Here is a 13482-nt window from a genome sequence, read left to right as displayed (position 1 = left end):
ATTCGCCGGTAATTATCAAGGCGGTTGCGACCATGAGAGCGTCAATCTTAGCATGGACACGGCGGTCGAAAGTGTCGAGGCCGTGGACCAGTAGGAACTGCTCCGGGGCAAGGGTTGCACGGAGGAAGAGGTGATCGCTTTGTCGAGGATCGGGGCAGGGGTGCTCACCTGACAACGCGGCATGCGAAGGCTTCTTTGGACGGCTGAAATCGGAGCTCTTCTATCCCCGGGACTGGGAGACCACAACGATCGAGCAATTCGTTGAAATCGTTGATTTCCACATCCGCTGGTACAACGAAGAGCGGATCAACATCTCCCTTGGTTCTCTCAGTCCCATCGAATACCGAGAGAGTCTTGGACGCAAAGGACAAAAACCGGTCCAAGTTTTTATACGCACCCCAGAAGGGTCGAATCAGGATGGAATTCAACAGCCTGATCTCCATAGCCTGCCTCAGAGACCGCCATCCCGAAACGCCCGGTCAGAGCGTTCCGTCACGGCGATTTCCTAGCGCTTGAAACGAGTTCCCAACGGCGAACCTTGGCTTCAACCGGTCCCAAACGAGAAACCGTAATGCCTCGCTCCCGCGGTATTCGCTACGTCTGCGATCGCGAGGCGGACCGCAGCCTCAAGTTGCTGTTGGGTGAAGGGTTTCGTCAGTCGCAGAAGACCGGCCAGTTCCTGATCGTCAGGCAGTTCTGCATAGCCTGACGCCATGATCACAGGCAATCCCGGATACGACGTGAAGATCAAGCGTGCGAGCTCCGCACCTGTCATGCCGGGCATCGCGTGATCTGTAATGACGAGATCGACTTTCTCACCTGCAGCGAGAACTTGAAGGGCGGCTGCCGCCGCCGAAGTCTCGGTGGCGACGTGCCCCATGTCTTCCAGCATTGCGGCTGTTCCCATACACACTAGCGCATCGTCGTCGACCACGAGCACGTTCAACGAACGGAGGGCCACGGAAGCGAGCGATGAACTCTCCGGCGATGGTGCCAGCGTGGATTGATCTTGCGCGACCGGCAACCATAAGGAGACTGTGGTCCCTTTTCCCTTTGCCGTTGAAAGACTGAGGGCGCCGCCTGATTGGGCCGCAAGTCCGTGGACCATGGACAGGCCCAGACCAGTTCCCTTGCCAAGGCCTTTCGTGGTGAAGAACGGCTCGGTTGCGCGAGCGGCCGTCGCTTCGTCCATACCCTCGCCATTGTCGATAACGGATATCTTGATATATCGCCCCGGCGCAAGGCTCGTCGGTCGCGATCTCGCGTCCTCCGCGGCAGACACTGTGATTGTGCCTCCTCCCATCATCGCGTCGCGGGCGTTCACGAAGAGATTGAGCAGCGCGAGCTCGAGCTGATTGCTGTCGACTAACAGCGGCGGCAAATCCGTCGCGATGTCCTTCCTCACATCCACGCCTGGCCCAAGTGACTTGCCCAAGAGATCCTCGATGCTTTCAAAGAGCTGGGAAAAGTCGACCGCTCGAGGTTTCAACTCCTGACGACGCGCGAATGCCAATAGGCGTTGCGTGAGCGAAGCGCCTCGCTCTGCTGCCTGTATCGCATTGCCGAGCAGACGTTCGCTTTTCTGGTCGGGGGGAAGGCGTTTCTTGAGAAGGTTGAGGCTTCCCAACACTGCCATCAACAGGTTGTTAAAGTCATGAGCAACGCCACCGGTCAGATGCCCGATTGTGTCTAGCTTCTGGGCCTCGAAAAGCTGCGCCAGCGCCTCCTCGCGCTCTTTCGTCCGCTGATCGATTCGTTGTTCGAGCTCTTCATTGAACCGGCGCAGCTGATTTGATGACGCCTCGAGCTCGGCAGTTCGCTCTCGAACCCGGACCTCTAGCTCGCCGTTCAACCTTTCGAGCTCTCTTGTCTTGCGGTAAAGATCGGCGAACACTCTCACTTTGGCGCGCAAAACATCCGGTACGATGGGAACCGAGACATAGTCGACGGCTCCAGCGGCATAGCCCCGCAAGCGGTCCGGTTCTGCCATCATAACTGCCGAGACGAATATGATTGCCGTGTTCTGATAGCGTGGATGCTCCCGGATCATCCGGACGAGCTCAAAGCCATCCTGCTCCGGCATGCAAACATCGACCAGGATGACAGCGATATCGTTTCGCAGCAGATGTTCCAGCGCTTCCCTACCCGACTGCGCCTTCATGAGATTCTCGCCTAGCTCCTGTAGCACGACCTCGTAGCTCAGGAGCTTTGCCGGTTGATCATCAACGAGAAGAATATTCACAGGGTTCATCGCCATATCTCTAGCGGTGCAGCCACATTCGAAGCGCGGAAAGCAGTTGTTCTGTATTCACCGGCTTTGCCAGATAGTCTGAAGCGCCAGCCTCGAGACACTTTTCCCGATCCCCCTTCATCGCCTTCGCTGTGAGCGCGAGAATAGGAAGGCGTCGGAGCCCAGGGTCAGAGCGGATAACTCGCATGGTTTCATAGCCATCCATTCCAGGCATCATGATGTCCATTAGAACGATAGCGAGACCGGGCTCTTTTTGGATAATATCAATTGCCTCGCTACCTGTAGTCGCCGTCAAGACCCTCATTCCGCGGCGCTCGAGAATGCTGCTGAGGGCGAAGATGTTGCGAGCGTCATCGTCGACAAGCAACACGGCCTCTCCGACGAGATCCTCGTCCGAGCTATGCAGTTCCTCAAGCATCGCCTGCTTTGCCGCCGGCATGTCCGCGACAACACGATGCAAAAACAACGCCGTCTCGTCCAGCAGGCGCTCTGGAGACTCTACCCCCTTCACGACGACGCTGCGTGCCATCGTATGAAGTTTTGCATCTTCCTCGAGCGACAATTCGCGGCCGGTGAAGACAACGACCGGTACTTCGGCAATGTTCTGATCGTCGCGGATTTTCTCCAATACCTCGAAGCCCGACATGTCTGGAAGAGTGAGGTCGAGGACGACACAGTCAGCCGGGACAGTTCGCAGTAAGGCAAGCGCCTCTTCCCCGGTGCCCACGCTTTCGATGTCGATGTCTTCATGACCTAACAATGCAGCAATGCTGAGGCGCTCCGCCTCGCTATCCTCGACGAGAAGAAGTCGTTTGCGCCGGGGCTGGACATAGGTTTTCAGCCGCGAGAAAGCTCTCCCAAGGCTATCTGCTGTCGTCGGCTTGCTCATAAACGCGAAGGCGCCGCGGGTCAGACCGTGCTGGCGGTCCTCCTCGAGGCTGATGATCTGGACGGGTATGTGCCGCGTCGCCGAACATTGTTTCAGTTGGCTGAGCACAGTCCACCCCAGCATGTCGGGTAAAAAGATGTCGAGTGATATCGCCGCTGGCCGATATTCTTGAGCAAGGCTCAGCACGTCGCCGCCCTGTGCCACGACCAGCACCTTGAATCCGCTGTCGCGGGCGAGATCGACAAGAACACGCGCATAGTGTGCATCATCCTCAACAATCAGGAGAACGGCGTCGCCCGACTGGAGATTTTGGCGGTCGTCGTCAACCTGTTCCACCGTTTTGTCTTTCCAGCGCGCGGCCGCAGCCTCCGCGAGCTGCACAACATTGTTTGGCTCCAGAGCAGGTTTTGCGAGAGCCGACGCCGCTCCGACGTAGGTCAAAGGCAGATAAAGCACAAAAGTGCTGCCGACGCCTGGAGTGCTTCTCAGCTGGATTTCGCCGCCAAGCAAATTGGAAAGTTCGCGGCTAATCGCAAGCCCAAGGCCCGTGCCGCCGTATTTTCGGCTGGTCGAAGCATCCGCCTGTTGAAATGCCTCGAAGATGAGACGCTGCTTTTCCGGTGGAATGCCGATCCCGGTATCTGACACCTCGAAGGCAATAACCGACGGGGCACTCTTTAGAGATGCGTGATCGGGGGACCAGCCTTCCGTGACGGCAGAGACCCGAAGCGTCACCCCTCCGTCAGCCGTAAACTTGAATGCGTTTGAGAGCAGGTTCTTGAGGATCTGCTGGAGGCGCTTGGAATCGGTAATGATGCTTCGTCCCACTCCCGCTCCGACTTCGACTAAGAACTGCAAGTTGCGATTTTCAGCCTCGTGTCTGAAAGGCCGGGACATGACCTCGAGCAGGTTGCTGATGAAAATCTCCTCGGCGTCGACCGAGACCGTGCCCGATTCGATCTTTGAAAGGTCGAGAATATCGCTGATCAGATTCAGAAGATCGGTGCCCGCCCCATGAATCGTTTTTGCGAACTCGACCTGTTTTGCAGAAAGGTTGCCATCGGGATTTTCCCCTAGCTGTTGGCCAAGGATCAAGATCGAATTCAGTGGCGTGCGCAATTCGTGCGACATGTTGGCGAGGAATTCTGACTTGTATTTCGAGGTCAGCGCAAGTTCGGTCGCCTTCTCCTCCAGGGCGTGACGGGCCTGCTCGATTTCCTGGTTCTTTGCCTCGACCTCTACGTTTCGCTCTTCAAGCTGCTGCGCCTTCTGTTCGAGCTGTTCGTTGGTCTGTTGCAATTCCCGTTGCTGGGTCTGAAGCTCGGTTGCCAGCTGCTGTGACTGTTTCAGCAGCCCTTCCGTCTGCATTGTCGCTTCGATCGAATTGAGCACGATACCAATCGATGTCGTCAGCTGATCGAGGAAGGAGAGCTGCAGTTCGGTGAACTCTCCGGCCGAAGCGAGCTCTATGACTGCTTTGACCTGTCCTTCAAAGTGCACAGGCAGAACAATCGCGCTCTTGGGAAGCGTCGAGAATACGCCTGAGCTGATGGGTACGACATTGTCGGGAAGATTGGTCACAAGAATACGGCGAGTGTCGACCGCGCATTGGCCGACCAACCCCTGGCCGAACTCAAGGCGACGCGGGTGAGCCGCTTCAATTCCGCCGGCATATGCCGAGAGCAGAGACAGGCTCGGCCGTCGCTCGTCGGCCTCGACCTGATAGATGACACCCTGGTGAGCGCCCACCAGCGGGGCCAGTTCCGAGAGGAGTAATTTTCCGACGAGTGTCAGATCGCGCTGGCCTTGCAGCATGTTCGTGAATCTCGCCAGGTTCGTTTTCAGCCAGTCCTGTTCGGTATTCTGGTCCGTTGTCAGACGCAGATTGCCAATCATGGTATTGATGTTGTCTTTGAGCTCGGCGACTTCGCCCCTCGCTTCGACCTGAATAGAACGGGTGAGGTCACCCTTGGTTACGGCTGTTGCGACTTCGGCGATGGCGCGCACTTGAGTGGTGAGGTTGGCCGCCAGCAAGTTGACGTTACCCGTCAGATCCTTCCAGGTGCCAGCGGTGCCTGGCACGTTCGCCTGCCCTCCAAGCCGTCCCTCGACGCCGACCTCGCGGGCAACGGTCGTGACCTGGTCTGCGAACGTAGCCAGCGTGTTGGTCATATTGTTGATGGTTTCGGCAAGTGCTGCGACCTCGCCCTTGGAGGCGACGGTCAGGTTCTGTTTGAGATCGCCGTTGGCAACAGCGGTCACCACCTTGACGATCCCGCGCACTTGCTCGGTCAGGTTGGCCGCCATGACGTTTACTGTGTCGGTCAGGTCCTTCCATGTGCCAGCCACGCCGGTGACCTGAGCTTGGCCGCCAAGCTTGCCTTCGGTGCCGACCTCACGGGCCACGCGCGTTACTTCACCTGCGAACGCGTTCAACTGATCCACCATCGTGTTGATGGTGTTCTTGAGTTCGAGGATCTCGCCTTTCACGTCCACGGTGATCTTGCGCGACAGGTCGCCGCGAGCGACTGCGGTCGTAACCTCCGCGATGTTGCGGACCTGCGTGGTCAAATTGGCAGCGAGCAGGTTGACGTTATCCGTCAGGTCTTTCCAGGTTCCCGCGACCCCCGGTACGACAGCCTGGCCACCGAGCCGGCCGTCCGTTCCCACTTCGCGCGCCACGCGCGTCACCTCGCCTGCGAAGGAACGCAGCTGGTCTACCATCGTATTGAGCGTATCTTTGAGCAGTAGGATCTCGCCTCGGACATCGACCGTGATCTTGCGCGACAGATCGCCGTTGGCGATCGCCGTCGCCACTTCGGCGATGTTGCGGACCTGGGCAGTCAAGTTCCCGGCCATCGAGTTGACGCTATCCGTCAGGTCTTTCCATGTGCCGGCAACTCCCGGCACCTGCGCCTGGCCACCGAGCTTGCCCTCGGTGCCGACCTCGCGCGCCACACGCGTCACTTCACCGGCAAACGCGTTTAGCTGATCCACCATCGTGTTGACGGTATTCTTGAGTTCGAGGATTTCGCCCTTCACGTCCACGGTAATTTTGCGCGAAAGGTCGCCGCGAGCGACGGCCGTGGTGACTTCGGCAATGTTGCGAACCTGACCAGTCAGGTTCGAGGCCATGGAGTTGACGTTTTCGGTCAGATCTTTCCAGGTGCCTGCGACACCTGGAACCTGCGCTTGACCGCCAAGCTTACCCTCAGTGCCCACTTCGCGCGCCACGCGCGTCACTTCCGAAGCGAACCGGTTCAATTGATCAACCATCGTGTTGAGCGTTTCCTTCAGCTGGAGGATTTCGCCCTTCACGTCGACGGTGATCTTGCGGGAGAGGTCGCCGTTGGCGATGGCGGTTGATACTTCCGCGATGTTTCGGACCTGGGCCGTAAGATTTGATGCCATGGAATTGACGTTGTCGGTCAGATCCTTCCAGGTGCCGGCAACACCCGGCACCTGAGCCTGCCCGCCCAGCCGCCCCTCGGTGCCGACTTCGCGCGCCACGCGCGTGACCTCTCCGGCAAAGCCGTTCAATTGATCCACCATCGTATTGATGGTTTCTTTCAGTTCCAGGATTTCGCCCGAAACATCGACCGTTATCTTTCGCGACAGGTCACCAAGAGCGACGGCTGTCGTCACCTGGGCGATGTTGCGAACCTGGGCGGTCAGGTTTCCGCACATCGCATTGACAGAGTCGGTCAGGTCCTTCCACGTTCCCGCCACGCCGGGAACGAGCGCTTGCCCTCCAAGCTTGCCTTCCGTGCCGACCTCGCGCGCAACACGCGTCACTTCCGAGGCAAAGGATCGCAGCTGGTCAACCATCGTGTTGATGGCTTCCTTCAACTGCAGGATTTCGCCTCTGACGTCGACGGTGATCTTCTTAGAAAGGTCGCCGTTGGCAACTGCAATCGTCACGTCCGCGATATTGCGAACCTGAGCGGTTAGATTCGAGGCCATCGAATTGACGCTCTCGGTCAGGTCTTTCCAGACCCCCGTGACCTCCGCAACCTGCGCCTGCCCTCCAAGTTTGCCGTCCGTACCAACCTCGCGCGCTACACGTGTCACTTCAGAGGTGAAGACGCTCAGCTGCTTGATCATCGTATTGACGATCTCGGCCGAGCGCAGGAATTCTCCTTTCAGCGGGCGCCCGTCAACGTCAAGCGGAACGGTCTGCAGCAGATCACCCTTTGCAACGGCGGTGATTGTCCGGGTAACAGCTGCGGTGGGCCAGACAAGATCATCGATCAGTTTATTGATCGAAACCTCCATGTCCGACCAAGAGCCATCGGAGAGCCCAAACCGCACGCGCGTGCTGGTGCGACCGTCACGGCCTACCACCTGACCGACGTTCTCCAGCTGGGAAGCGATTTTCTGGTTGGCAGCAATGATTTCATTGAATGTGTCCGCGATTTTTCCTGTTACGCCGGTTAGGTCGGATCTCATTCGGACCGAAAAGTCACCTCTTTTCATGGCGAGAAGTGCATCCAGCAATGCCCGGGCGTCGTCCCCTGCCATTGCGGTCAGATCAAGCTCTAGTGGACTTTCCAAACTTTCGCTCTTACGCTGAACGTCGCCGCCTTGTCTGCCCACCAACATCCCCTCCATTGAAGTGCTAATGAATCTAGTGCCAAGTGAAAAAAAGGCCACTGGGGCAACAAGAGCTCTTTATCCTTTCCAAGGGGAAGTCAGGGTTTTGCGGGGCGCTATACGTCGCGATAACGCATCCTGCGCCGCCGGAGGTGCCAGTTGGGTCATTTAGAGATATATTCCGGAAGGTTTTGTTGCCTTGGCCATCTCCGACACTTCACCGCCGCGGGACGCCACCGAGTAAGTTGAATCCGGGACCGGTGAATTTCCGCTGTGGCGCGCCGGCGACGGCGTGAAAGCGGTGAAAAGTCCCACCCATTCGCTGGCGCGCGACCGCGCAACTCTTGAGGAAAGCTCACGTTAGTCGCAATCGGAGGATCGCGAATGGAAGACCGGTCGCAACAACAGCATCAACAGCAAGACGTTGATGCTGTTGTTGATACACCTCGGTCCCCTCGCCGGGGCCGAAACAATCTTCATCCGCAAAAGTGGATGAGTTAGAAGAGTTCAAACTTCTGCAACTTCAGGCGATCGATGGCCGGGTTGGCTGACGTGGGCCGATAAGCTGCTCTCGTCTTGGCTGTTCCCAACCAGTCCCAACGTTATCCGAGCAACCAGAAATACCAGCTTAGCGGCCGAGACCGGTGCTTTCCGTCCAGGCTTTGCCCGGCGAAGTGACGCAGTTATCGGCTGCGCTATCTCATACCTTGCTGGAAATGATCCGCCCGACCGTAGCAGCGATGCGCTGACCGCATTTCAGGGATCCGTTAGTACGGTTCGCCAAATTCGTTGCGATATTTTTCCTGGGATTGTCGAAAGGATCGACCTTCGTTCGTCTTCCAATGCGAGGAAACGAAGGAGCGGCAAAAGGGCTGCACCAGCGTATCCCAAAACGGACGCAGAACGTAATAGCGCACAACCATAGTCGAAATTGAATCCACAACAACGGAGATCGCTGAAATGACCCTGAAAACCCATTCCGGTAGCTGCCACTGCGGGGCGGTGCGTTTTACGGCGGACGTCGATATCGCCGAGGGAACGATTAAGTGCAACTGCTCAAGTTGTACTAAAGCTCGTTCATGGCTGTTGTTCGTCCCAGCCGACCGGTTTCACCTAGTAACCGATTCTGCGTCCCAGGCTACTTATCAGTGGACGCCGCCAGGCCGCATCGAGCCGACCATTCAATTTCATTTCTGTAAAATCTGTGGAATTCGCACGCCGGGTCGTGGTGAGCTTCAGGCGATGGGGGGCGCTTTCTACGCAGTTCAAGTTCCCTTACTTGACGATATTGATCCAGAAGAATTGGCTGCGGCGCCAACTCAATATGTGGATGGTCGGCATGATCGATTCGACCAACAGCCGTCTGACATTCGCTTTCTTTAGAAGCAACCGAGGGATATGCAACAATGTAGGAGAATAACACCGACCCTTGACGCAAGATGGGATGATCGTATGTGTTCTTGCCGATCGCAGACTTGGCATGAGGTCGGCGGACGCCAGGCAGCAACTGCGACGGTTGCAGTCCTTGTCAACACCAGATATCCCGGAGAACGCCACTCAAGATAGTTCGTTTCGTCGCCCTCGCAAAGAAGGTGCGAACTGTCAAACTCATCACATTCGGAGCTTCTGAATGCATATCCAGCCCCAGCACCGGATCTATGCCTGTTTCTTTCTGTTCGCCGCATCGATGGGCGCGCTGCTTTCGCGATTGCCTGATCTTCAAGTGGCGTTGGACATCAATAAATCCCAGTTGGGCCTGACGCTGATCGGCGCGGCAATCGGCGCGCTGATTTCCCTAACCTTCGCGTCGCCCCTCATTGCACGGTTTGGAGCGCGCAGGACGGCATTCCTGACCGTGCTCGGCACGTCCGCGCTGTTGGCTAGCGTTCCCTGGGCCGGCTTCGCGCCACTGGTTTTCCTCATTTTGTTTTGTGAAGGTCTGCTGGCCGGGGCGCTGGAGATCAATCTCAATGTCGAGATCGACCGCATCGAAGCGCAACTTGGCCGTGGGGTGATGAACCGGGCACATGGCTTCTGGAGTCTCGGATTTTTTCTGACCGCTCTCGTTTCCTCGGGCATTCGTCAGGCGGGTGTTCCAATGCAGCTCCATCTCGCGCTAACCTTCGCCTTCGCTCTGATCGTCGGCACGATTTTCATTTACGGCATGAAGAGCGCACCGGCCCGCCCCGGGCTCGAACATGCGGCAGCTCCGAGCATCGCACTGCCGACTCTGGGGCTTCTGCCTCTCTGCGTGATCGGCATTGCAGCTTTTCTGGTAGAGGGTGCGGGCATCGACTGGTCAGCCATCTACATGCGCGATGTGTTTGCGGTTGAGCCCTTCATCGGCGGCCTTGGGCTAACATTGTTTACCTTTTTCATGGCGGTGGCACGACTGTTTGTCGATCCGCTCGTCGACCGATTTGGTGCGCGCACCGTTGCAACCTTTCTCCTTGCTCTCTCGGTGGCAGGTCTCTGCGCCGTTTGGCTTGCGCCGCACCCCTATGTCGCACTGGTCGGTTTTGGGCTGATGGGCGCCGGCTGCAGCGCGGTTTACCCACTCGCTGTTTCTGCAGCGGCGCAGAGGATCGATCGCCCGGCCCATCTAAATGTCGCGGCGCTGGCGCAAATGTCGTTCGTCGTGTTCTTCCTGGCACCACCGTTGCTTGGCTTTGTCGCCGAACATGCTGGTATCAGGGTCTCATATCTCGTCTGCCTTCCGATCATCATCACAGCTCTATGTTTGACAAAAGCGTTGAAGACGCATGATGTCGGATGCAAGGTCGAGATCGAGAGCAGAACCGATCAGGCAGCTCACGGAACAGCTGCCGAAAGCGGCGACAAGGCGTCCGCCGGAATTTGAATTTTCGGAAGCCATGTGGGCAATCATATGCCAGGAGCGGCAATCTTGTCCGGTGCGACCACAGTTGAGTCGCAGTCACGGTGGGGCCGACGAGTTTGCTGCTCGTATCTGGCAACCTTGATCGGATCAATAAAGCTATTGATTGAGGCCATCAGTTGATCAGGAGAAAGGAGTAGTTTGCCATAACTCCGGCCAACGTTCATTAATTGAAACAAATATTAGCGATGCTCGTGCCGATTGCGACCTGCCACTTATTAAAAAATAATCGAAAAATCGAGCACATTCACGGCCGCATCAATAGCTAAATTAATGCTGTCTCAATAAGTACATCACTATCTTTCAATCGTACTGGACTGGCCATGATGAGCCTGCGAACGAGCAAGTCTCGACGGCCAGCGGATTGCCTATTCGCAATCAAGCAAGCGGTTTCAGCACATTCACCCGTCGAGATGCCAACCAGCACCTAGACACCAGCAGCAACGTGAGTGGGGTTACTATGACTCTGTCTATCCGAAATGTATTGGTCGGGATATTTCTTCTTCTTAGCACGGTGATATGCGTGCTCACCGCATCGTCCGCGATGGATGCTTACCGCAGAGCTGGGGTCTTCAGCGACGTTTCGAAACTGACCGCTCTCGACCGCGCTCTCTTCCAGTCACTCGCGGCCTTCCGCAACGAACGTGGCGATGGCTCCTCTGCCGCCAAGATGGAGCCCGATGCGCTCACCGCAACGCTCGCCTCCCTGGCAAAGGATCGCGGCCTTGTGGATACGGCTATGGCGAGCGCGAAGTCCATTTACGCGGGCATCGATGATAGCGCGCTCAAAGGGCCGATCGCCGATGTCATGAACACGTTCGACCAGGTGGTGGCTTTCCGCTCCAAGCTGGACGGTGCGCTCACCAAGAAGGTTGCGGACCGCGATCCCGCCCTGCAGGACGATACACTCAATCTCGGACAGCAGCTGTTGACGGCGCTGGAAAATGGCTCGACGGCCACGGAAGCGCGCGTTCGCGAGAGCGACCCGTCGATGACCGCGATGATCCAGATCCGCTCGCTGGCCTGGTCGACGCGTGCGCTTGCCGGTGCCTCGAACCTGCAGCTGAACATGTCAATCGGTGCCGGCGCGACGATGACGCCGGCGGAATTGGGTACGATCAAACTCAACGACTACGCCGCGAACTTCGCCTGGAAGCAGGTCGGCGTCCTCGTCGATCATCCCGATACGCCCGCTGTCATCAAGGATGCCCACCAGGCGACCCAGACCGGCTATTTCGGCGGCGACTTCGGCCAGAAGCGCGCAGCCCTTCTCGACACATTCGCTGCCGGCAAGAAGGCGCCAATGTCGCTCGATGTCTGGCGACCGATGGGCAACGCCGCCCTTCTCTTCATCGCCAATACCGCTGCTGCCGCTGCAGACGGCATGGTCGCTTCCGCCCAGGCCAGCCATTCCCAGGCCATCGCTGATTTCACGATCTACGCGCTCACCTTCCTCGCAGCCGCCGTCATCAGCATCATCGGCATCTGCGTCATCGTCTTCCGCGTCACCAAGCCGATTGGCGTCATCACGCATTCGATGGCAGCTCTGGCGCAAGGTAATCTGGATATTCAGGTTGGCGGCGTGGGACGCCGTGACGAGATTGGCGAGATGGCTCGGTCGGTCGAGGTTTTCCAGCAGGCTGCCATTCGCAACGTGGCGCTCGAAGAGCAGGCTGCGGAAGTGCGCGTCGCCTCCGAGCGCGAACGCGCCGAACTCCAGCGGCGCGCCGAGGCGGAAGCCGAAGACCGCCTGATGCAGGCGACGGGCGCGCTCGCTGCCGGTCTGCGTCGGCTCGCATCGGGCGATCTCGTCTGTGAAATCGATACGGCGCTCGCGCCGCAATTCGAAGCGCTTCGCCATGACTTCAACCTGTCGGTCAGTCAGCTTCGCGATGCCATGCGTGGTGTCGGCCATGCCGCGTCGATAGTCAGCAGCGGCAGCTACGAGATTTCGCAGGCATCTGGCAATCTCGCCAAGCGTACAGAACAGCAGGCCGCTTCGCTAGAGGAGACCGCTGCCGCGCTTGAGGAAGTTACGGCCAATGTGAAGTCGACCTCGCAGCGCGCCGGCGATGCGCGCGATCTGGTGCGCGGTGCGCGTTCGCGTGCCGAAAACTCAAGCCAGGTCGTCAACAATGCCGTCAGCGCCATGGGCAAGATCGAGCATTCGTCGCGGCAGATCAGCCAGATCATCGGCGTCATCGACGAGATCGCCTTCCAGACCAACCTGCTCGCATTGAATGCCGGCGTGGAAGCCGCACGTGCCGGCGAAGCGGGCAAGGGCTTTGCCGTCGTCGCCCAGGAAGTCCGCGAACTGGCACAGCGCTCCGCGAATGCCGCCAAGGAAATCAAGAGCCTGATCGGCAACTCTGAAGTTGCCGTCAGCGAGGGCGTGCGCCTCGTGAACGATACCGGTGAAGGTCTCGCTGCGATCGCCGATCTCGTGCAGCAGATCAACCAGCACATGGATGCGATCGCGACGGCCGCCCAGGAGCAGTCCATGGGTCTGTCTGAGATCAACAGCGCCGTCAACCACATGGACCAGGCCACACAGCAGAACGCCGCCATGGTTGAGGAGATGAATGCTGCCGGCGCCGGCCTGTCGCAGGAGAGCACCCGCCTCGGCGAACTGCTCGGCACCTTCCAGACCGGCAATGGCAGCGGAGCGGCCGGCGGCAATCGTGCGCCGAAACGCAGCCCGGGCCCTGCCCTGGTCACCGCCTCCTCTCCGGTCTCGCGCCCGGCCATGGCCGCAAGAGGCAATGCAGCGCTGAACAAGCTGCAGCAGGATTGGACGGAATACTGATACTAGCACATAAAACCATCGCCCGCGCAGCAATGCGCGGGCGATCG

5 protein-coding genes and 1 pseudogene are annotated in these 13482 nt (G+C 58.2%); 4 read left to right on the top strand and 2 right to left on the bottom strand.

Annotation, left to right across the window (positions count from 1 at the left end; translation table 11 throughout):
- Positions 1 to 149: 149 nt before the first annotated feature.
- Positions 150 to 359 (top strand): annotated as a pseudogene (locus tag EV561_RS26360) (IS3 family transposase); the annotation flags it as partial.
- A gap of 185 nt (positions 360 to 544) precedes the next feature.
- Here the strand turns inward: EV561_RS26360 and EV561_RS26355 are convergent.
- Both EV561_RS26355 and EV561_RS26350 read right to left on the bottom strand, forming a co-directional pair.
- Positions 545 to 2251 carry a response regulator gene (locus tag EV561_RS26355; protein WP_132526066.1) on the bottom strand — a complete coding sequence of 569 codons (1707 nt, stop codon included), beginning with the start codon at positions 2249 to 2251 and terminating at the stop codon, positions 545 to 547.
- Positions 2252 to 2261: 10 nt separating this feature from the next.
- A complete protein-coding gene (locus EV561_RS26350; RefSeq protein WP_132526194.1) occupies positions 2262 to 7661 on the bottom strand; it encodes a HAMP domain-containing protein in 5400 nt (1799 codons plus the stop codon).
- A 1032-nt stretch (positions 7662 to 8693) separates the two neighbouring features.
- On the opposite strand from EV561_RS26350, the gene EV561_RS26345 reads away from it, so the two are divergent.
- From EV561_RS26345 to EV561_RS26335, 3 genes are all read left to right on the top strand, one after another.
- The gene (locus EV561_RS26345) at positions 8694 to 9116 is read left to right on the top strand and encodes a GFA family protein (protein WP_132526064.1); all 423 of its coding nucleotides are present in this window, start codon (positions 8694 to 8696) and stop codon (positions 9114 to 9116) included.
- Positions 9117 to 9363: 247 nt separating this feature from the next.
- The gene (locus EV561_RS26340; RefSeq protein ID WP_132526062.1) at positions 9364 to 10593 is read left to right on the top strand and encodes an MFS transporter; all 1230 of its coding nucleotides are present in this window, start codon (positions 9364 to 9366) and stop codon (positions 10591 to 10593) included.
- Positions 10594 to 11089: 496 nt separating this feature from the next.
- Positions 11090 to 13435: a methyl-accepting chemotaxis protein gene (locus EV561_RS26335; protein WP_132526060.1), complete on the top strand. Its 2346-nt coding sequence runs from the start codon at positions 11090 to 11092 to the stop codon at positions 13433 to 13435.
- Positions 13436 to 13482 lie beyond the last annotated feature (47 nt).

The sequence above is a fragment of the Rhizobium sp. BK376 genome, assembly GCF_004341625.1.
In the GTDB taxonomy this organism is placed as follows: Bacteria; Pseudomonadota; Alphaproteobacteria; order Rhizobiales; family Rhizobiaceae; genus Rhizobium.
The sequence above is the reverse complement of the archived record's forward strand: the minus strand, read 5'-3'. Positions and strand labels throughout refer to the sequence as shown.

Excerpts from the sequence above, each read along its gene's own strand:
- EV561_RS26350 (WP_132526194.1), bottom strand. The coding sequence starts at position 7,661 with ATGGCAGGGGACGACGCCCGGGCATTGCTGGATGCACTTCTCGCCATG.
- EV561_RS26340 (WP_132526062.1), top strand. The coding sequence starts at position 9,364 with ATGCATATCCAGCCCCAGCACCGGATCTATGCCTGTTTCTTTCTGTTC.
- EV561_RS26355 (WP_132526066.1), bottom strand. The coding sequence starts at position 2,251 with ATGAACCCTGTGAATATTCTTCTCGTTGATGATCAACCGGCAAAGCTC.
- EV561_RS26335 (WP_132526060.1), top strand. The coding sequence starts at position 11,090 with ATGACTCTGTCTATCCGAAATGTATTGGTCGGGATATTTCTTCTTCTT.
- EV561_RS26345 (WP_132526064.1), top strand. The coding sequence starts at position 8,694 with ATGACCCTGAAAACCCATTCCGGTAGCTGCCACTGCGGGGCGGTGCGT.